This is a genomic window from Streptomyces sp. NPDC088554, assembly GCF_044752945.1.
GTDB lineage: Bacteria > Actinomycetota > Actinomycetes > Streptomycetales > Streptomycetaceae > Streptomyces.
In genome coordinates this window covers 146,241-165,872 of the sequence record NZ_JBIVMF010000006.1, presented here as the reverse complement: position 1 = coordinate 165,872, position 19,632 = coordinate 146,241, and the positions used below count along the sequence as shown (strand labels likewise).

Here is a 19,632-nt window from a genome sequence, read left to right as displayed (position 1 = left end):
CACAACCGGTTCACCGACTGGATACGCAGTGTTGACATGTGTTTCCGCCACGTTCGCCCCGGGTGCCCCGTGCGGCAGGTACGGCCGCCTACGCTCGGCCCGCGAAAGCCGACAGACGCGGAACAATCACAGAGGAGCGTTCATGACTCAGGGTTGGCGGAACACCCCCGGCCGGCGGAGCGTCCTGGGAGCGGCGGTGATCGGCTCGGCGGCCGTGGCGCTGCCCACCCCCGCCCAGGCGGCACCGGGGCGTGGACACGGCGGCGCCGAGGATCTGCCCGTACCCACGGTCATCGGGCACCGGGGGGCCAGCGGCTACCGTCCGGAGCACACCCTCGGCTCGTACCAGCACGCCCTGGACCTCGGCGCGCACGTGATCGAGCAGGATCTCGTGCCGACCAGGGACGGCCATCTCGTCTGCCGTCACGAGAACGACATCAGCGCCACCACCGATGTCGCCGACCACCCCGAGTTCGCGGGCCGCAGAACGACCAGGAGCATCGACGGCACCAGCCTCACCGGCTGGTTCACCGAGGACTTCACCCTCGCCGAGCTGAAGACCCTCCGCGCCAAGGAGCGGATCCCCGGCATCCGCCGGCACAACACCCTCTACGACGGCCGCTGGACGATCCCCACCTTCGAGGAGGTGCTCCGCTGGGCCGACCAGGAGGGCCGCCGCCGGGGCCGCCGGGTCTGGCTCTACACCGAGACCAAGCACCCCACCTACTTCCGCTCCCTCGGCCTCGGCCTGGAGGAACCCCTGGCCAAGCTGCTGCGCCGGTACGGGCGCGACCGCGCGGACTCGGCGCTCTTCCTCCAGTCCTTCGAACCGACCAGCATCCAGCGGCTGGCCGAGCTCGTCCGTACCCCCGGCGTCGTCCTGCTCTCCGACGCGGGCACCCGGCCGTGGGACCTGCTGACGGCGGGCGACCCGCGCACGGTCGACGACCTGATCACGCCCGCGGGCCTGAAGTGGATCGCGTCCTTCGCGCGCGGCATCGGCCCCACCCTCGACCTGGTCATCCCGAAGGACGCCACGGGCCGGCTCACCGAACCGACCACGCTCGTACGGGACGCGCACGCCCGGGGGCTCATACTCCACCCGTACACGATGCGCAACGAGAACGCCTTCCTGCCCGCGGAGTTCCGGCGCGGCACCGACCCGGACGCGTACGGCGACGTCTTCGGCGCGTTCGCCGCCTACTTCGCGACGGGCATCGACGGCGTCTTCACCGACAACCCGGACACCGGGCTGCTGGCGCGCGCGGACTTCGTCAGCCGCTGACCCGCCGTGCCACGGACGGGTGACTTGTACGGAGGGGAGGCAACCCGCCGTCACCGTCACTCGTCCCGCCGGGCATGACGCCAGTACGAGCCACCGTGCCCGATCCCTCCGCCTCCGGTCCCGCACCCGACCTCGTCCGCGCGCTGCTCCCGCTCGTCCGCGCGGAGGCGGCGGCGGAGGCCCCGGCCGCCGGGGTCGAGGCGGTCGACCTCGAACAGGGCGTCTGGGTACGGCTGCTGGAACGCCCGGCCGGGGCGGCGGAGCCCGGCGATCTCGCCCGGTGGGTACGGGACGTCGTACGGGCCGAGGCGCGCCGGGCCCGCCGCACCGCCGCCCGTGAACACCCCTACCGGGGGCCGGGCGAACCCGCCGCCGGGCCCGACTCCGACCCCGAGCGGGCCGCGCTGCGCACCGACCGGGGCCGCACCCTGCGCGCGGCGGTGCGCCGCACCCCGGGCCGCTGCCCGCTGGTGCTGACCGCGATGCTGTCGCCGGAGGACCCCACCTACCGTGAGATCGCGGGCACGTTGGGTATGTCACAGGGGAGTTTGGGGCCGTTGCGCTCCCGATGTCTGGGTTGTCTCCGCAGAATGCTGGCGCCGGAGATTGCGGCTCATGAAGTCGGGGGAAAGGAGCGTTAGACATGGCGGCGGACAAATGAGCGGGAGGCATGCGCACATGGGCATGAGCGTGACCATCTCAGCGGCGAGTGCGCAGGACGCGGAACAGATCCTGAAGCTCCAATACCTGTGCTACCAGAACGAAGCGGAGCTGTACGGCGACTACAGCATCGAGCCGCTGACCCAGACCCTCGACGACCTGAGGGCCGAACTCGACCGCGGCCACGGCCTGGTGGCGCGCCTCGGGGACGAGATCGTGGCCTCGGTGCGCGGCAGTGTCGACGCGTCGGGCACCGCCCGGATCGCCAAGCTCATCGTGCATCCGCGCATGCGGCGGCACGGTCTGGGCGGGCGGCTGCTCGACGCCATAGAGGACCACTTCGCGGCCCAGCCCGAGGCCCGGCGCTTCCAGCTCTTCACCGGCCGGCGGAGCGAGGGACTGCGGCTCTACCGCAGCCGTGGCTACGCGCCGGTGGCGACCGAGGAGGCCGGTCCCCGGCTGCGGTTCGTCACCCTGGAGAAGGCGGCCACCGCGGGGGCGTACGCGGCGAGCGCGTGAGGCGGGCGGAATCCCCGCCCTACGAGGGGATTCCGCTTCACCCCGGCCGACGGCGCAGCCACAGCATCCCGGTGACGGGCAGCAGCACCGGAATGAACAGATAGCCCACGCCGTAGTCCGACCAGACCGTGGAGTCCGGGAACGCCGAGGGCGCGGCCAGCGTCAGCGTCCCGACGACCAGCACGCCCGCCAGCTCGGCGGCGCAGCACGCCAGCGCCACCCTGCGGGCCCGCTCCCCACCCCGTACCAGCGTGTACGTGATGAACGCGTAGACCACGGCGGCCAGGCCCGAGAGCGTGTAGGCCAGCGGCGCGCGGTCGAACTCGGTGGCGATCTGGTAGGCGGAGCGCGAGACCGCGCCGACCGACATCACTCCGTACAGCCAGACCAGCAGCAGACCGGGACCCTTGACCAGCCGGGACCCCGTGGGACCGGACACCTCGGTCGTCATGTCAGCCTTCCCAGATGTCATGGAGCCGGACCTCCAGCACGGCCAGGACGACCGCGCCCGCCGCCACCGTCGCCGAGCCCCAGCGGGTCCGCTCGGAGAGCGACAGGAAGCCCGCCGCGGGCACCGCGCACAGTGCGCCGATCAGATACGAGACGAAGATCACCGAGCCGTCGTGCGCCTGCTCGCCCCGCGCGAGCCGCACGATCCCCACCACGAGCTGGACCAGTGCCAGCACCGACACCACGGCCATGCCGATGAAGTGCCAGTCCTTGGTGGGCTGGTCGCGATAGGCGGCATGACCGCACCAGGCGGCGAGGGCGAGCGCGGCCACGGAGACCGCGACCGTCAGGGCGACAAGCATGGCCCCGAGGGTATTACGGCGCAAAAGGCGCGCGTCGCGCGCCCCCGGGGACCCATGGCGGGGCTCCGGGGCCGCCGCGTAGGGTCGGCTCCCATGACGATCCACGCCGAAGCCCTGCTGTTCGACAACGACGGAACGCTCGTCTCCTCCCTGGAGTCGGTGACGCGCTGCTGGTCCCGGTGGACGCGGGAGTACGAGATCCCGGCCGAGGACTTCGCCCGGGTCGGGCTGCACGGCCGCCCCGCCGCCGAGATAGTCGCCGACCTGCTGCCCGCCGACCGGGTGGCGGACGCGGTGGCGCGGATCGAGCGGCTGGAGGTCGACGACGCGGGCGGGACCGTCCTGCTGCCCGGCTCCGCCGACCTGCTCGCCGCCCTGCCCGCCGAACGCTGGGCCGTGGTCACCTCCGCCTCCCGCAGACTGGCCGACGCCCGGCTCGGACAGGTCGGGATCCGGCCGAAGACCCTGGTCGCCGCCGACGACGTCACCCGGGGCAAGCCGGACCCGGAACCGTTCCTGCTCGGCGCCCGGATGCTCGGTGTGGACCCGGCCCGCTGCGTGGTCTTCGAGGACGCCCCGGCCGGTCTCGCGGCGGCCCGCGCGGCGGGCATGCGGACCGTGGCGTTGACCACCACGCACGACCGCTCCGAGCTGGTCGCCGATGTGGTCGTACCCGACCTCTCGTATGTGTCCGTGCAGGTCACGGCCGGGGGAATGGAGATCCGCACCACCGGCTGACAGTCCTGCGCGAGCCGGCCCCGGCTCCACGCTGTCCATATGGTGTGACGAATCATTCCGCTATGTGGACAGCTGCCCGGGCATCGTACTGATGTCTGTTTTACTTCGCCCATGACCACGATGAGCTACCGCGCCCCCGCGACCGAGGCGATCCGCACGCCCGGTGCTCGTTGTCTGTGTCGAATGTACGCCCACTGAGGGCCCCGCCGTGAGTCCCGCGCCCCGAAGCGGGACCTGACAGCCGCGCGGCCGCGCCGTATCCGTACGCTCGGGGCCCCGGCCGTCCGCCACCGCCCCCGCGCACACCGCTCCACCGGTTTCATCCACCGCGCCGGCGTGCGGCGCGGAAAGACGAATGCCCCGTGCCCGACGGACCCCTCGCCGCGCACTCGACAGTGACGGAAACCCCCTGTGATCACTACTACGGGCCTGACCAAGGTCTACCGGTCCCCGTCGCGAGGCCGCGAGATCACCGCTCTCGACGGCGTCGACCTGCATGTCCGTGAGGGCGAGGTCTTCGGAGTCGTGGGACAGAGCGGCGCCGGGAAATCCTCCCTCATCCGCTGCGTCAACCTCCTCGAACGCCCCACCTCCGGCACCGTGACCGTGGCCGGCCAGGACCTCACCGCACTCGCGGGCCGGGGCCGCCGGGCCGGCCGGGAGCTGCGCCGGGCGCGCAGCTCGATCGGCATGGTCTTCCAGCACTTCAACCTGCTGTCCTCCCGCACCGTCCAGGACAACGTCGAACTCCCCCTGGAGATCCTCGGCGTCTCCGGCCGGGAACGCGCCGGACGCGCCCTCGAACTGCTCGACCTCGTCGGCCTCGCCGACAAGGCCGGGGCGTACCCCACCCAGCTCTCCGGCGGCCAGAAGCAGCGCGTCGGCATCGCCCGCGCGCTCGCCGGAAACCCCAAGGTGCTGCTCTCCGACGAGGCCACCAGCGCCCTCGACCCCGAGACCACCCGATCGATCCTCCAGCTGCTGCGCGACCTCAACCAGCAGCTCGGCCTGACGGTCCTGCTCATCACGCACGAGATGGAGGTCGTCAAGACGATCTGCGACTCGGCCGCGCTGATGAGCCGGGGCCGTATCGTCGAGTCCGGCACCGTCGGCGAACTGCTCGCCACCCCCGGCTCCCAGCTCGCCGAGGAACTGTTCCCGGTGAGCGGCGCCCCCTCCGGACCCGGTCGCACGGTCGTCGACGTCACCTTCCAGGGCGAGCGGGCCACTCAGCCGGTGATCTCCCAGCTGGCCCGTATGTACAACATCGACATCTCGATCCTGGGCGCCGCCATGGACACTGTCGGCGGCCGGCAGATCGGCCGGATGCGGATCGAGCTGCCCGGCACGTACGAGGACAACGTCGTGCCCATCGGCTTCCTGCGCGAGCAGGGACTCCAGGCCGAAGCCGTCGACACGGACGCCCCGGCAGACGGAACCACCCCCGCGCAGGCGGACGCCCCGGTGAAGGAAGATGCCAAGTGACCTGGTCGGAGATGCAGCCGCTGCTGTCCCAGGGGACCGTCGACACCCTCTACATGGTGCTCTGGTCCGCGCTCGTCACCATCGCGGGCGGACTGCCGCTGGGCATCCTGCTCGTCCTCACCGACAAGGGCGGACTGCTCCAGAACGCCCCGGTGAACAAGGTCGTGGGCGCGGTCGTGAACGTCGGCCGCTCGCTGCCGTTCATGATCCTGCTGATCGCGCTGATCCCGTTCACCACCTTCGTGGTCGGCACCTTCATCGGCCCCACCGCGATGATCGTCCCGCTCGCGATCGGCGCCATCCCGTTCTTCGCGCGACTCGTCGAGACGGCGGTCCGCGAGGTCGACCACGGACTGGTCGAGGCCGTCCAGGCGATGGGCGGCTCGATCCCCACCATCGTCCGCAAGGTGCTGCTCCCGCAGGCCCTGCCGTCGCTGATCTCCGCCGTCACCACCACCGTCATCGTGCTCATCGGCTACTCCGCGATGGCGGGCGCGGTCGGCGGCGAGGGCCTCGGCTCCAAGGCCGTCACCTACGGATACCAGCGCTTCGAGAACGGCTTCATGATCGCCACCGTGGTGGTCCTGATCGTCCTCGTCACCGTCATCCAGCTGCTCGGCGACGGTGTCGTACGGCTGCTGGCCCGCCGGGGCCGTACCGCTTCCTGACCCTCCCCCGGCCCGTACTCCTTGTCCGGGCCTCACCACCGCACCACCGGAAAGAGGCACTCTTCGTGCGTACCCACCTGAAGCTCACCGCCGCCGCCACCGTCGTCCTCGCGCTCGGTCTCAGCGCCTGCGGCACCTCCTCCGACCCGGACACCACCTCGGGCTCCGGGGCCTCGGCGGACACCTCCAAGCCCCTGGTCGTCGCCGCGTCCCCGACGCCGCACGCCCGGATCCTGGAGTTCGTCCAGAAGAACCTCGCCGCGAAGGCCGGGCTCAAGCTCCAGATCAAGGAGTTCACGGACTACGTCCTGCCCAACAAGGCCACCCAGTCGGGTGAGGTCGACGCCAACTTCTTCCAGCACAAGCCGTACCTCGACGACTTCAACAAGAAGAACGGGACCGACATCGTCCCGGTCGTCAACGTCGAGCTGGAGCCCCTCGGCCTCTACTCCAAGAAGATCAAGGACGTCAAGGACCTCAAGGCCGGCCAGACCATCGCCATCCCCAACGACACCACCAACGAGGGCCGCGCGCTCAAGCTGCTCGCCGACAACGGTGTGATCACCCTCAAGGACGGCACCGGCGCCGACGGCACCCTCTCCTCGATCAAGGACGCGAAGGGCCTCGAATTCAAGGAGCTGGAGGCGGCCACCCTGCCGCGCGCCCTCAACGACGTCGACGCCGCCATCATCAACGGCAACTACGCCATCGAGGCCAAGCTCATCCCCTCCAAGGACGCCATCGCCCTGGAGAAGGCCGAGGGCAACCCCTACGCCAACTTCCTCGCCGTCAAGCGCGGCAACGAGAACGACCCGCGCGTGGTGAAACTCGCCAAGCTGCTCAACTCCGACGAGGTCAAGAAGTTCATCGAGGACACCTACAGCGACGGTGCCGTCGTCCCCGCCTTCGGCGCGGTCAAGTAGCCACAGCGGTACGGCCCTTGCCGATCAGCGCCCCGTGTACGCCCGTCGTACGCGGGGCGCTCGCATCGGCGAGGACCCGGCCACGCGTCCCACCGCCCGATGCTGCATGCTGTGCATTTACGACGGACTGAGGCATGGAGCTCGCATGACTACCACCTTTCCGGACGTTTCCATCAGCACGGAGCGGTTGGTGCTGCGCCCCTTCGAGTCGGCGGACATCCCGGCGCACATCGAGATGATGAACGACGAGCTGGTCACCGCGTGGACCTCCGTACCCCACCCGTACACCCGGCGCGACGCCGAGGAGTGGATCGCCAGGATCGCCCCCGCGGAACGGACCACGGGCCACGGGATCGCCTTCGCCGTCACCGAGTTCCTCACCCAGCGCCTCGTCGGCGCCGTCCGGCTGCGCAACACCGACTGGCGCGCGCTCGCCACCGAAGCGGCCTATGTGACCGCCCCCTGGGCCCGGGGCGAGGGATACGCCACCGAATCGGTGCTCGCGGTCGCCCAATGGCTCTTCCGCGACCAGAAGTTCGAACGCATCGAGGTCCGCACGGCCGCCGACAACACCGCCTCCCAGCAGGTCGCCCAGAAGATCGGCTGCATCAGCGAGGGCGTCCTGCGCAACGCCTGGATAGCCCGGACCCAGACCGAGGACGGCGGCTGGACCGACATCCGCACCGACCTCATCGTCTGGAGCCTGCTCCCCGAGGACCTCGAAGGAATCGCCGAACAGATGGCCGATGCGGGCGGCTACGGGTCGTACACCGACTGGCACTGATCCACGCCAGGTACTCTCACCTGCGACAACCCCCACAACTCCAGGAGACGACGACGATGGCCGACCGCGTCACGGTGATCGGCTGGGACGGCTCGCCCCTCACCGCCGCCGCCAGGTCCGCCCTCGCGGCCGCCACCCTGGTGGCCGGAGCCGCCCACCATCTGGCTCTCCCCGAGGTGCCCGCGACAGCCGAACGCATCCGGCTCGGCTCCATCGACCTGGCCGCCCGCCGCATCGCGGGACACCGCGGCAGCGCCGTCGTCCTCGCCGACGGGGACCCCGGCTTCTTCGGCGTCGTACGCACCCTGCGCGCCCCCGAACACGGCCTGGAGGTCGAAGTCGTCCCCGCGGTCTCCGCCGTGGCCGGCGCCTTCGCCCGCGCCGGCATGGCCTGGGACGACGCGCAGGTCGTCGTCGCCCACCGGCGTACGCTGCGCCGCGCCGTCAACGTCTGCCGGGCGCACACCAAGGTCGCCGTCCTCACCTCCCCGGGCGCCGGGCCCGCCGAACTCGCGCTGCTCCTCGAAGGGGTCCACCGCACCTTCGTCATCTGCCAGGAACTGGGCACCGACCGCGAACAGGTCACCGTCCTCACCTCGGACAAGGCCGCCGACCACGTCTGGCGCGACCCCAACGTGGTGATCGTCATCGGCGGAATCGGCACCGCGGTCTCCCCCACCGGGGGCTGGATCGCCGGCCGCGACCCCGGCTACCCGCCCGCCGCGCGCGGTTGGGCGCTGCCCACCGCCGAGTACGGGATCGCCCTCGACGAAGGCGAGTCGACCTGGCTGCGCGCCGCCCAACTGGCCAGGATCGGCGCCCGTACCGGCGACCTGATCTGGGACATCGGCTCCGGCAGCGGAGCGCTCGCCGCCGAGGCGGCCCGCTTCGGCGCCGCCGTCATCGCCGTCGACGACGAGCCGGGCGCCTGTGCCAGCACGGCCGCCGCCGCCCGCCGGGCCGGTGTCCAGCTCCAGGTCGTCCAGGGCCGGGCACCCCACGTACTGGAGCGGCTGCCCGAACCCGACGTCGTACGGATCGGCGGCGGCGGCATCGACGTCGTCATCGCCTGTGCCGACCGCAGACCCGAGCGCATCGTCACCCACGCGGCCACCCGCGACGAGGCCGAAGCGGTCGGAAGAGCCCTGGCCGAGGGCGGTTACGAGGTGGAGTGCGCCCTCCTCCAGTCCGTCGGCATGGACACCACCGTCTGGTCGGAACGCGAGCGCTCCGTCGTCTTCCTGATCTCGGGACAGCGTCGGGAGAGCGCCCCCTGACCCCGTCGCCAGGCCGCGCGAGGTAGGCTGGCCGATCGTTGTACCGCAGCCGTGCGTTTGTCGCTTCGTTCGTCAATGTCCGGAAAATGGGCCCGTTTTGGTCCCTGATGTGGTACGGCGGCAACCGGGGGCCGCGCGACGAAAGTGCCGCGGTTCGGGCGCCCCGGGTCGAAGGAGCAGAACCGAAATGGGCGAGGGGTACGCATGACTGACACCGGCCAGGTCCCGGGCGAGGGACTGCCGGAGAACGCAGGCATGGTGGAGCAGCCGGCCGTCCCGGCCGCCGGCACGTACACCTACCTGGACTCCCCCCGCCCCGCCACCGAGGACGAGGACATCCTGCTGATGCCGAGCGCGCAGGGCGGGTGGAACGACCCCCAGGTGGTGCCGGCCGACTACGCCCCCCCGGTGGGCTACGCCATCCCCGAGGGCTACGCCGTCCCCGCCGGGTACGCGCCGGAGGGCTACGCGGCCCCCGAGCAGGCGGGCGTTCAGCAGCAGATGGAACAGGCACCGCCCATAGAACAGCCGGTGCCGCAGGCGCCGGAAGCGTACGAGCCCCCGCAGGAGTACCCCGCGGAGGTCTACCTCGCCGAGACCCCGGTGGAACAGCCCGCCGTACCGGTGGAAGAGGCCGCCGCGCAGCAGCCGGGCGCCCACGAGACCGGCGGCCGGGACACCGGTTCGGTGGACCTCAACGGCGTACGCGTCCCGCCGCCCGCCGCCGCCCAGGCGGCCCCGGCCCCCGCCCCGCGCCGTCCGCTCCACCTGGGCCCGCAGGTCCCGGACCCGACGGGCGGCGTGGTGCGCTCGCTCGCCGACCGCGGCCCGGCCGAGGCCCCGGCCCAGCCCGTACGGACCCGGGCGCGCGCCCAGGCACCCGCGGCGGCGGGCCCGGAGTACCTGGACGCCGCACAGGCGCCGCCGCAGCAGGCCGACATCCCGCCGCAGGCAGGCGCCCCCTGGGCGGCGGAGGCGGAAGCACCGGCGGAGACGGCCGCCCCGGACCCGCAGCCCGAACCCGAGCAGCCCCCCGCGCCGCAGCCGGTGGCGGTCGTGAAGGTCCCGGAGTACTCCGACCCCGTATCGGTCCCCCCGACAGGCGAGTTCGCGGCCCCCGACCCGGAAGAGCCCCCGGCCCCGGAGCCCGAGCCCGAGCAGACGGCCCCGGCCCCGGCCCCCGAGGCGGAGCCCGCCCCGGTCCAGGAAGCCCCGGCGGAGCCCGCCCCCGCCCCGGCCCCGGAGCCCGAGCAGCCGGCCCAGGAAGCCCCGGCGGAGCCGTCTGCCCCGGAACCGGAGCAGACGGCCCCGGAACCGGCCCCCGAGCCCGAGCAGGCACCCGAACCGGTCCCGGCCCAGGAGACCCAGGAGGCCCAGGAGGAGCCCCCCGCCGAGGAACCGGAGCAGGAGGTTGCCCCGGCCCCGGAACCCGAGCCCGAGCCCGAGCAGACGGCTCCAGCCCCGGCCCCCGAGACGGAGGCGGAGCCCGCCCCGGCCCAGGAAGCCCCGACGGAGCCCGCCCCGGCCCCGGAGCCCGAGCAGCCGGCCCAGGAAGCCCCCGCGGAGCCCCCTGCCCCGGAACCGGAGCGGACACAGCAGCTGGAGCAGGCCCCGGAACCGGAGCAGGAACAGCAGCCGGAGCAGGAAGAGCACCAGCAACACCACCCGGAACAACACCACCCAGAACCAGAACAGGAACAGGAACCGGAGAGCGCGGCAGCCCCGTCCGGTTACGACGACGCCGAGCGCGAGGCCGTCTTCCGGGTGATGCGCGAGCGCCGGGACGTACGTAACGGCTTCCGGCCCGACCCGATCCCGAACGAGGTGCTGCTGCGCGTCCTGGAGGCCGCGCACACCGCGCCCAGCGTGGGCCACTCGCAGCCCTGGGACTTCGTCGTCATCCGCTCCGCCGAGACCCGGCGGTCCATGCACGAGCTGGCCCAGCGGCAGCGCGAGGCGTACGCCAAGTCGCTGCCCAAGGGCCGGGCGAAGCAGTTCAAGGAACTGAAGATCGAGGCGATCCTCGACACCCCGGTCAACATCGTCGTCACCGCGGACCCGACGCGCGGCGGCCGCCACACCCTGGGTCGCCACACCCAGCCGCAGATGGCCCCGTACTCCTCCGCCCTGGCGGTCGAGAACTTCTGGCTGGCCGCCCGCGCCGAGGGGCTGGGCGTCGGCTGGGTCAGCTTCTTCGACGAGCGCGAGATGGTCAGGGCGCTGGGTCTGCCCGAGCACCTGGACGTCGTCGCGTACCTCTGCGTGGGGTACGTCGACGAGTTTCCCGAGGAGCCCGAGCTGATGCAGGCGGGCTGGTCCAAGCGCCGCCCGCTGTCCTGGGTGGTCCACGAGGAGACGTACGGCCGCCGGGCGCTGCCGGGCGAGGAGCCGCACAACCTGCTCCAGGAGACCATCGCCGGGATCCGCCCGCTGGACGCCAAGGCGCTGGGCGAGGCGTGGGAACGGCAGAAGCGCATGACGAAGCCCGCGGGCGCGCTCGGCATGCTGGAGATCATTTCCGCGCAGCTCAGCGGATTGTCCCGGGTCTGCCCACCGCCGATCCCCGAGCCGGCCGCCGTCGCGATCTTCGCGGGCGACCACGGCGTCCACGCGCAGGGGGTCACTCCGTGGCCGCAGGAGGTCACCGCCCAGATGGTGGCCAACTTCCTGGGCGGCGGCGCGGTCTGCAACGCGTTCGCCGGCCAGGTGGGCGCGGAGGTCTGTGTCGTCGACGTGGGTGTCGCGGCCGAACTCCCCGCGACACAGGGCCTGCTGCCCCGCAAGGTCCGCGCCGGGACCTCCGACTTCACGACCGGCCCCGCGCTGACCCGCGAGGAGGTTCTCGCGGCGATCGAGGTCGGTATCGAGACGGCCCGCGACCTGGTGACCGCGGGCAACAAGGCGCTGCTCACCGGTGAGATGGGCATCGCCAACACGACCGTGTCCGCCGCGCTGATCTGTGTCTACACCGGCCAGGACGCGGCGGAGATCACCGGACGCGGCACCGGCATCAACGACGAGACGCACGCCCGCAAGATCGATGTCGTACGCCGGGGCCTGGAGCTGCACCGGCCCGACCCCGCCGATCCGATCGGCGTTCTCGCGGCGGTCGGTGGCCTGGAGCACGCCGCGCTGGTCGGCTTCCTGCTGGGCGGCGCGTCCATGCGTACGCCGGTGATCCTCGACGGCGTCAGCGCGGGCGCCGCGGCTCTCGTGGCCCGTGCGATCGCCCCCGAGGCGCTGGCGGCCTGCATCGCGGGCCACCGCAGCGCCGAGCCCGGCCATGTGGCGGCGCTCAACAAGCTGGGCCTCCGCCCGCTGGTCGATCTGGACCTGCGGCTGGGCGAGGGGACGGGCGCGCTGCTGGCGCTTCCGGTGATCCAGAGCGCGGCGCGGGCGATGCGCGAGGTGGCGACGTTCGACTCGGCGGGAGTGACCGAGAAGTAGCGGCAAGCGGTACGACCTCACCGGCGCGAGGGGGAAGGGGGCGCGGGAGGTGACGTGCCCGGACACCGAAGCGCGATGTGTGGCGCCGTACCCGGGATCCTCCGACGTCTGACGGGGCACGCGCCGTACATCGTGCCGTCCGGACACGGGCCTCCTTCGGGCCCCGGCGCCCGTACGGACAGAACGGCGCCGCGCCGGGACGACCCCGCCGCCAGCAGCCGCCCCGGCCCCCTCCCCGTAAGCTGGGCGCCGGGTCCGCACCGCGCCCCACCAGCCGCTTCACCGGAGTGATACCGGAGCGGCACTCAACAGCCCGTCCCGCCCGAGGAGTTCCCACCGACATGGCCGAGCACGCCGAACACCCCGCGTACCCCGTCGGACTCCGCCTGTCCGGGCGGCGCGTCGTCGTCGTGGGCGGCGGTCAGGTCGCGCAGCGCAGGCTTCCGGCGCTGATCGCGGCGGGCGCCGACATCGTGCTGGTGTCACCGTCCGCGAAGGCGTCCGTCGAGGCGATGGCGGCGGCGGGGGAGATCCGCTGGGAGCAGCGCCGCTACGAGGAGGGCGACCTCGCGGACGCCTGGTACGCGCTCATCGCGTCGAGCGACCCGGACGCCAACCGGACCGCCTCCGCCGAGGCCGAGCGGGCCAGGATCTGGTGCGTACGCAGCGACGACGCCGAGGCGGCCACGGCCTGGACGCCCGCGACGGGCCGCAGCGAGGGCGTGACCGTGGCGGTGCTCACGGGCAGGGATCCGCGCAGATCCGCCGCCGTACGGGACGCCGTGGTCGAAGGGCTGCGCGACGGTACGCTCGCGGCGCCGCACCACCGTGCCCGTACCAGCGTTCCCAAGGTTTCGCTGGTCGGCGGTGGCCCCGGCGACCCCGATCTGATCACGGTGCGCGGTCGCAGGCTCCTCGCGGAGGCGGATGTCGTCATCGCGGACCGGCTCGGCCCGCGCGATCTGCTGGACGAGCTGCCGCCGCATGTCGAGGTGATCGACGCGGCGAAGATCCCGTACGGCCGCGCCATGGCCCAGGAGGCGATCAACGACGCGCTGATCGAGCACGCCAAGGCGGGCAAGGCGGTCGTCCGCCTCAAGGGCGGCGACCCGTTCGTGTTCGGCCGGGGCCTGGAGGAGGTCCACGCGCTGGCGGCGGAGGGCATCCTCTGCGAGGTCGTGCCGGGAATCTCCAGCTCGATCAGTGTGCCGGGGGCGGTGGGTATCCCCGTCACCCACCGGGGGGTGGCGCACGAGTTCACGGTCGTCAGCGGCCATGTGGCCCCCGAGGACGAGCGCTCGCTCGTCGACTGGGCGGCGCTGGCCAGGCTGCGCGGCACGCTCGTGGTGCTGATGGGCGTGGACAAGATCGGCGCCATCGCACGGGCGCTCATCGAGCACGGCAGGGCGCCCGGGACACCCGTGGCCCTGATCCAGGAGGGCACCACCGCTTCGCAGCGCCGGGTGGACGCCACGCTCGCGACGGTGGCGCAGGTCGTACGGGCGGAGGCGGTACGCCCGCCGGCGGTGATCGTCATCGGGGACGTAGTGGCACTGGGCGACGGCAGCAACTGACCCCGGCCCCCCACAGAACACCCCCCCACGCCACACACACCCACCGAACAAGGCACCCACCCATGGCTGAACTCATTACCGTGGACGACCCGGCCGACCCCTGCCTGAGCGACTACACCGACCTGACCGATGTCGAGCTGCGGCGCAGGCGCGAGCCCGCCGAGGGGCTGTTCATCGCGGAGGGGGAGAAGGTCATCCGCCGGGCGGGACAGGCCGGGTACGCGATGCGGTCGATGCTGCTCTCGGCGAAGTGGGTCGACACGATGCGGGACGTCATCGACGAGGCGCGGGCGCCGGTATATGTGGTCAGCCCGGAGCTGGCCGAACGGGTCACCGGCTATCACGTGCACCGGGGCGCCCTCGCCTCGATGGCGCGCAAGCCGCTGCCCGCGGTGGGCGAGGTGCTCCGTACGGCCCACAGGGTCGCGGTGTTCGAGGACATCGTCGATCACGCCAACCTCGGGGCCGCCTTCAGGAACGCCGCCGCTCTGGGCGTCGACGCCCTCCTCCTCACCCCCCGCTGCGCCGATCCGTTCTACCGGCGGTCGGTGAAGGTCTCGATGGGAGCCGTCTTCCAGGTGCCGTGGACGCGGCTGGAGTCCTGGCCCGAGGATGTCGGGATCCTGCGCTCCGAGGGTTTCACGGTCGCGGCGCTCTGTCTGAGCGACCGGGCGATCACCCTGGACGAGCTTGCCGCGCGGAACGAGGAGAAGCTCGCGCTGGTCCTCGGCACCGAGGGCGCGGGCCTCACCCCGGGGATACTCGCGGCGGCCGACGAGCACGTGCGTATCCCGATGGACGCGGGTGTCGACTCGCTCAACGTGGCAGCGGCCTCGGCGGTGGCCTTCTACGCAACCCGCCCACAGCAGCCCGCCTGAACCCCGGCCGACCCGGCGGAACCCGTCTGAACCCGGCGCGCGGACGGCCCGTCCGCGTGCCGGGCTGGGAAAGTCCCCGGGATCGTTCTACGGTGGCTTCGCCTGTCCGGTGGAGGCGGGCGGAGGCGAAGGGGGCTGGGTGGAAGCCGAGTTGGCGGTGCTTGCGGCGTCCGGGGCGACGACCTTTGTGGGTCTGGTGGTCTCGGAGTTCTGGACGCAGGGGCGGAACGGACTGGCCCGGTTCCTGGCCCGACGCCGCGCGGCGAACGCGACGGACGACCCGGCCGCCGTGGACGACGTAGAGGCCGAACTCCGCGAAGACGGCGAGGCGTTGGCGAGAGCGCGGGCGGCGGGCGATGGCGCCGCCGCGAGCAGGATCGAGGACGGCTGGCGCCTAAGGCTGTTGGACGCGCTCCGGACCGACCCGGACGCCGCGGCCGAGCTGCGGGGGCTGCTCTCGGAGCTGGCCCCGATGGTGTCGTACACCGTCATCGGCGGGGGAGCGAACCACGGCCCCGCCTTCCAGGGCGCGCACATCCACGGTGGCATCACCTTCAACGTACAGCCGATGGTTCAGGGCGGATCCGGGGCCAGACCGGACCAGGTCCCTTCGCTGACGGTCCAGTTCAGCAATCGTACGAGCGAACTTGCCCTGCTGAACGAGGTGTTCGGCGTCGAGGGGAGACGCGAGGGCGTCGGACTGGGTGTACTGGCCGGGCTCCCCGGAGTGGGCAAGAGCGCGACGGCCTGGCGGTGGGCGGACACCGCGCGGGAGCTGTTCCCGGACGGGCAGGTGTACGTGGACTTCGCGGCCCTGCGCGACAGCGCGGCAGGTGCAACGACCGGAGCGGCCGGACGCGCGGCCCGTGGCGCCGATGTCTCGGAGGCCCTGGCCATGGTGCTGAGGGCGCTGAAGGTGAGCGACGAGTATATTCCGGCGTCGCTCGCGGAGCGTACGGCGCTGTACCGCTCGCACTCCGCGGGGCTGCGGATGCTGCTGGTGCTCGACGATGTGAGCCGGCCCGCGCAGGTCCGGCCGCTGATCCCGAAGGGACCGGGCAGCGCGGTGCTGGTCACAAGTCAGGGCGGGCTCGGTGAACTGGTCCTGAACGGTGCCCGGTTGATCTCGCTCAAGCCGCTGGACGCGGAGGGCGGGCTGACGTTGCTGGCGGATCGCTGCGGGCCGGAGGCCGTGGCGGCCGAACGGGCGGGCGCCGAACGGCTGGTGGAGCTGTGCGGCGGTCTGCCGGTGGCGTTGCAGATCGTGGCGGCGCGGCTGCTGACCGATCCGGGGCTGACGATGACCTCCCTGGCCGAGGAGTTGGACGACGAGGCCGGGAGGCTGGCGGGAATGTCCTTCCCGGAGTCCCCGTACACACCCGAGGAGACAGCCCTCGCGGACCCTACGGTCTTCGAGGATCCCGCGGAACTCGCAGAGGAGTACTCGGTGTCGACGGTTTTCGGTACCTCCTACCGGCTGCTGCCTCCCGCCGCGGCCCGGCTCTACCGTCTGCTCGGGCTGGCGCCGATCGGCACGTTCGATGTCGGCGTGGCGGCCGTGGCCGCCGGTCTCGACACGGCGAGCACCAGGCGACTGCTGGCTTCCCTGGTGGCGGCGAGCCTGCTGGAGTCCACCCGCGACGGCCGCTACCAGATGCACGACCTGGTACGTCTGCACGCGCGCGAACGCGCGGCGCGGGAGGAACAGCCCGGCGAGGAGCGGGCGTTGACGGAGCGGGTGGGTACGCACTACCTCGTCCTGACCGCGTTCGCCGACCGGGCGCTCAGGGCGGACCGGCTGCGGATCGCTGACCTGTCCGCGTCGCTGCGGGCGGCCGACAACCCCTTCGCGGCCGCCGGGGGCCCGCCGCCGCTGGAGTGGCTGGACATCGAACGCGCGGCCGTCCTGGCCGTACTGCGCGCGGCAGCCCGGCAGGAACTGCACACCCTGGCCTGGCAGTTGGCGGAGGCGTTCACCGCTCTGTTCCTGCACCGCCGCTACCTCGGGGCGTGGAAGGAGTCGCTGGAGCTGGGGGCGGAGGCGGCCCGTTCCGCCGCCGCGACGGCGACCACGGCGGGCGGGATCGCGGAGGCCACGGAGGCCGAGGCGCGGCTGCGGAGCCTGCTGTCGCGCCCACTGACGGACCTCGGTGAGTACGACCGGGCGCGCGCGGAGCTGGAGACGGCCGTGGCCCGCGCCGAGGTGACCGGCCACCTCGTCCTGCGCGCCTCCGTACAGGAGTTCCTCGGCAGGTATCTGGACCGCTTCGACCCACCCCGCGCGGTCGAGGCGTACCGGCGCTCGCTCGACCTCAACACCCGTGCGGGCGAGGCGCGCGGAGCGGCCATCGCGGCCTACTTCCTCGGCTGCGCGCTGGACGCGCGGGGGGACTACGCACAGGCACTCGCCTCCCTGCGCGGGGCGCACCGGGACCTGCTCGCCGCGCCGGAACCCGACCGGCGCATGGCGGCCCGGGCCATGGCCGCCATCGGCGCCGTACACGAGCATCGGGGTGACACCGGGGAGGCGGTACGCGTCCTGCGCGAGGCGGCCCAGGACCTGCGCGAGCAGGAGGCGGCGCACTACGAGGCACAGGTCCTGGTGGCGCTGGCCGACATCGCGCGGCGAACGGGCCACGGGCGGGACACGGAGCGCGAGTGGCTGTCCCGGGCCGTGGAGATCCACGAGACCCATGGCAGCCCACAGGCGGACGAGCTGCGCGCACGGCTGACGGACCTCGACGGCTGAGAGGCAACCGAGAGGCGGCGGAGAAGCAGCCGGGAGAAGCAGCCCAGCGGCAGCGCGGCAGCGGCGCAATGGCAGCAGCGCGGCGTCCGGTCAGACCGTCACCGCAGGCCGCAGCCGCAGTACGACGTCCTCGTCCCGCACACCGGCGATCCGCAGCGTCACCCAGGCGTCGTCCAGCGGATGGTCCGCGAGCAGGCAGGTGTAGACGACGGCGGCGGCGGCCCCGGGGTCCGTCCCGTGGCCCGTGGCCGTCACCTCCACGACCCGCCCGTCCCGGAGCCCGACCAGACAGCCACCCGCGTGTACGGGCGTCGCCGCCAGGAGGGAACCCGGCAGCCGGGCGAGAGTGTCCCGGATCCACCGCAGTGCCCCGACGGCGGTGGGCGCGGCGGAGCGGCGGAGGATCACGGAGGCGCTCTCGGTCAGCCGGAGGTCGGGTTCCTCGTCCGAGCAGGCGAGATGGGCGAAGGCCGGGGCCGGGCCGTCGTGCGTCCCCACGGTGGCCGGGAAGCGCCGTACGACGACGAGGGGCTGTCCGCCGCCCCGGCCGTCGAGCCCGGTGAGGACCTGCCAGGAGGTGACCGCCGCGCCGGGCGGATCCGGAGCGGGCAGCAGCGCCGGGGCGGGTGCGGGAGAGCCGGGCTCCGGGAGCGCCAGCAGCCGGTAGAGGGCGGCGCGGAGCCGGGCGAGCGCCTGCCCCGGTTCGGCGAAGGCACGCCGCGCGACGGCCGCGTACCGGTCGGGGGTGTGGTCCCGTACGACGTCCTCGACCTGCCGGAGCAGCGACCCGCCGACGTCGAGGCGGGGCGCTGCTCCGGCCAGGTCATGGATCGCGGTCCCCGGTACGGCGTCGTCGCCGACGGTGGCGAGCAGCACCGGTGTGCCGGCCGACGCCCCGTACAGCGTCACGGATCCGTGATCGCCGATCACGACGTCCGCCGCGACCAGCGCGGGCCGCCAGGCATGGACGGCGGGCATCAGCAGCAGCCCCGCCTCCAGCGCGGCGGCCTGGAGGGTGCGCAGCTGCCACGCCCCGTGCGCGGACCACACATTGGGATGGACGATCGCGGCGACCCGGTACGCGTCCCAGGGAAGCTGCCCGAGCAGCCGGGCGGGAAGATCGGGGTGACGCCCGAGGAGCGAGGTGGGCCCCCAGGTGGAGCTGACCACGACCAGCCGCTGATGCGGCGCGAGCCCCAGGCTCTCCCGGTAGACCTCCCGGAGCGGTCGGCTGCCCACGAGTTCGTCGAAGCAGGGGTCGCCCACCAGCAGTGTGCGCCCGGCGGCCTTCGGGTACGCGGCGAGCAGCTGCTCCTCCTGGGCCGGGTGCGAGACGGCCAGCCAGGCCCGCCCGGACTCCAGCAGCGGATCCGGTACGACCCCCGACAGCCGGTCGCGCGGACTCCGCGAGTCCGGTACGCGTTTCTGGAACCCCACCCCGTGCGGCAGCACCAGCACCGGGCAGCCGCCCTCCGGTACGTCGATGTTCTCGCTGGCGGAGAGGATGAGGTCGGGGGTGATGTCCGCCAGCTGCGCCCAGGGCATGACCCGGCACCCGGCGTCGTACAGGAGGTCGAGGACCCCGGCGTCGAAGGCGGAGGTGGGGTCGTGGGCGAAGACGATGGTCACCCGGCTGTCGCCGCGCAGCAGGGCGGGCAGCGCTTCGAGGACGCGTACGACCGAGGTGACCGTGCGCGCGGCGACGACCAGGGTCCGTTCGCCGTGGAAGGTGCTCCACCGATGGGCGTCGTGCCCGACGGGTACGCGGAGGCGCGGACTACCGCTCACAGCGCCCACCCGCCGTACCCGTAACGGTCCCCACACCCGTCAGCG

At 72.8% G+C, this 19,632-nt stretch carries 16 protein-coding genes; 13 read left to right on the top strand and 3 right to left on the bottom strand.

The features are described from left to right. The first annotated feature begins 142 nt into the window (after positions 1-142). The 3 genes from ACIP8W_RS09670 to ACIP8W_RS09660 all read left to right on the top strand — a co-directional run bounded on the left by ACIP8W_RS09670 (position 143) and on the right by ACIP8W_RS09660 (position 2,464). The gene (locus tag ACIP8W_RS09670) at positions 143-1,285 is read left to right on the top strand and encodes a glycerophosphodiester phosphodiesterase (protein ID WP_401949905.1); all 1,143 of its coding nucleotides are present in this window, start codon (positions 143-145) and stop codon (positions 1,283-1,285) included. Between the two features lie 74 nt (positions 1,286-1,359). Beyond that, complete coding sequence (locus ACIP8W_RS09665) at positions 1,360-1,926, top strand: RNA polymerase sigma factor (protein WP_401949902.1); 567 nt, start codon at positions 1,360-1,362, stop codon at positions 1,924-1,926. Between the two features lie 37 nt (positions 1,927-1,963). Then, the gene (locus ACIP8W_RS09660) at positions 1,964-2,464 is read left to right on the top strand and encodes a GNAT family N-acetyltransferase (protein WP_402152715.1); all 501 of its coding nucleotides are present in this window, start codon (positions 1,964-1,966) and stop codon (positions 2,462-2,464) included. A 37-nt stretch (positions 2,465-2,501) separates the two neighbouring features. On the opposite strand, the gene ACIP8W_RS09655 is transcribed toward ACIP8W_RS09660, so the two are convergent. Both ACIP8W_RS09655 and ACIP8W_RS09650 read right to left on the bottom strand, forming a co-directional pair. Next, on the bottom strand, positions 2,502-2,915 hold the full coding sequence (locus ACIP8W_RS09655; protein ID WP_402202545.1) for a hypothetical protein: 414 nt from the start codon (positions 2,913-2,915) through the stop codon (positions 2,502-2,504). Position 2,916: 1 nt separating this feature from the next. After that, positions 2,917-3,276: a hypothetical protein gene (locus ACIP8W_RS09650; RefSeq protein WP_401949896.1), complete on the bottom strand. Its 360-nt coding sequence runs from the start codon at positions 3,274-3,276 to the stop codon at positions 2,917-2,919. Between the two features lie 93 nt (positions 3,277-3,369). Between ACIP8W_RS09650 and ACIP8W_RS09645 the strand changes: the two genes are divergently transcribed. The 10 genes from ACIP8W_RS09645 (at position 3,370) to ACIP8W_RS09600 (ending at position 17,799) form a co-directional block, all read left to right on the top strand. After that, positions 3,370-4,014 carry an HAD-IA family hydrolase gene (locus ACIP8W_RS09645; RefSeq protein ID WP_401949893.1) on the top strand — a complete coding sequence of 215 codons (645 nt, stop codon included), beginning with the start codon at positions 3,370-3,372 and terminating at the stop codon, positions 4,012-4,014. A gap of 411 nt (positions 4,015-4,425) precedes the next feature. Further along, complete coding sequence (locus ACIP8W_RS09640) at positions 4,426-5,499, top strand: methionine ABC transporter ATP-binding protein (protein WP_402202543.1); 1,074 nt, start codon at positions 4,426-4,428, stop codon at positions 5,497-5,499. Then, positions 5,496-6,167, top strand: a complete 672-nt coding sequence (locus tag ACIP8W_RS09635) for a methionine ABC transporter permease (protein WP_401949887.1) — start codon at positions 5,496-5,498, stop codon at positions 6,165-6,167. Before ACIP8W_RS09640 ends, ACIP8W_RS09635 begins: the two co-directional genes overlap by 4 nt. 65 nt (positions 6,168-6,232) lie before the next feature. Next, a complete protein-coding gene (locus ACIP8W_RS09630; RefSeq protein WP_401949884.1) occupies positions 6,233-7,090 on the top strand; it encodes a MetQ/NlpA family ABC transporter substrate-binding protein in 858 nt (285 codons plus the stop codon). 106 nt (positions 7,091-7,196) lie between these two features. Then, entirely contained in the window at positions 7,197-7,874 is a 678-nt protein-coding gene (locus ACIP8W_RS09625) for a GNAT family N-acetyltransferase (RefSeq protein ID WP_401949881.1), read from the top strand. A gap of 56 nt (positions 7,875-7,930) precedes the next feature. Then, positions 7,931-9,151 (top strand): precorrin-6y C5,15-methyltransferase (decarboxylating) subunit CbiE, encoded by a 1,221-nt coding sequence (gene cbiE / locus ACIP8W_RS09620; RefSeq protein ID WP_401949878.1) that lies wholly within the window; start codon positions 7,931-7,933, stop codon positions 9,149-9,151. A gap of 204 nt (positions 9,152-9,355) precedes the next feature. Further along, positions 9,356-12,598: a nicotinate-nucleotide--dimethylbenzimidazole phosphoribosyltransferase gene (cobT, locus tag ACIP8W_RS09615; RefSeq protein WP_402202540.1), complete on the top strand. Its 3,243-nt coding sequence runs from the start codon at positions 9,356-9,358 to the stop codon at positions 12,596-12,598. A 341-nt stretch (positions 12,599-12,939) separates the two neighbouring features. Further along, entirely contained in the window at positions 12,940-14,172 is a 1,233-nt protein-coding gene (gene cobA / locus ACIP8W_RS09610; protein WP_401949872.1) for a uroporphyrinogen-III C-methyltransferase, read from the top strand. A 62-nt stretch (positions 14,173-14,234) separates the two neighbouring features. After that, positions 14,235-15,050: a TrmH family RNA methyltransferase gene (locus ACIP8W_RS09605; protein WP_401949870.1), complete on the top strand. Its 816-nt coding sequence runs from the start codon at positions 14,235-14,237 to the stop codon at positions 15,048-15,050. Between the two features lie 139 nt (positions 15,051-15,189). Next, a complete protein-coding gene (locus ACIP8W_RS09600; protein WP_401949867.1) occupies positions 15,190-17,799 on the top strand; it encodes a hypothetical protein in 2,610 nt (869 codons plus the stop codon). Between the two features lie 90 nt (positions 17,800-17,889). Here ACIP8W_RS09600 and ACIP8W_RS09595 read toward each other — a convergent pair whose 3' ends face one another. Continuing rightward, positions 17,890-19,587: a hypothetical protein gene (locus ACIP8W_RS09595; protein WP_402202538.1), complete on the bottom strand. Its 1,698-nt coding sequence runs from the start codon at positions 19,585-19,587 to the stop codon at positions 17,890-17,892. Positions 19,588-19,632 lie beyond the last annotated feature (45 nt).

What these genes read in the sequence shown, in the direction of transcription:
- ACIP8W_RS09670 (WP_401949905.1), top strand. Translation starts at nt 143, where the DNA reads ATGACTCAGGGTTGGCGGAACACCCCCGGCCGGCGGAGCGTCCTGGGA.
- ACIP8W_RS09665 (WP_401949902.1), top strand. Translation starts at nt 1,360, where the DNA reads ATGACGCCAGTACGAGCCACCGTGCCCGATCCCTCCGCCTCCGGTCCC.
- ACIP8W_RS09660 (WP_402152715.1), top strand. Translation starts at nt 1,964, where the DNA reads ATGGGCATGAGCGTGACCATCTCAGCGGCGAGTGCGCAGGACGCGGAA.
- ACIP8W_RS09655 (WP_402202545.1), bottom strand. Translation starts at nt 2,915, where the DNA reads ATGACGACCGAGGTGTCCGGTCCCACGGGGTCCCGGCTGGTCAAGGGT.
- ACIP8W_RS09650 (WP_401949896.1), bottom strand. Translation starts at nt 3,276, where the DNA reads ATGCTTGTCGCCCTGACGGTCGCGGTCTCCGTGGCCGCGCTCGCCCTC.
- ACIP8W_RS09645 (WP_401949893.1), top strand. Translation starts at nt 3,370, where the DNA reads ATGACGATCCACGCCGAAGCCCTGCTGTTCGACAACGACGGAACGCTC.
- ACIP8W_RS09625 (WP_401949881.1), top strand. Translation starts at nt 7,197, where the DNA reads ATGCTGTGCATTTACGACGGACTGAGGCATGGAGCTCGCATGACTACC.
- cbiE (WP_401949878.1), top strand. Translation starts at nt 7,931, where the DNA reads ATGGCCGACCGCGTCACGGTGATCGGCTGGGACGGCTCGCCCCTCACC.
- cobT (WP_402202540.1), top strand. Translation starts at nt 9,356, where the DNA reads ATGACTGACACCGGCCAGGTCCCGGGCGAGGGACTGCCGGAGAACGCA.
- cobA (WP_401949872.1), top strand. Translation starts at nt 12,940, where the DNA reads ATGGCCGAGCACGCCGAACACCCCGCGTACCCCGTCGGACTCCGCCTG.
- ACIP8W_RS09605 (WP_401949870.1), top strand. Translation starts at nt 14,235, where the DNA reads ATGGCTGAACTCATTACCGTGGACGACCCGGCCGACCCCTGCCTGAGC.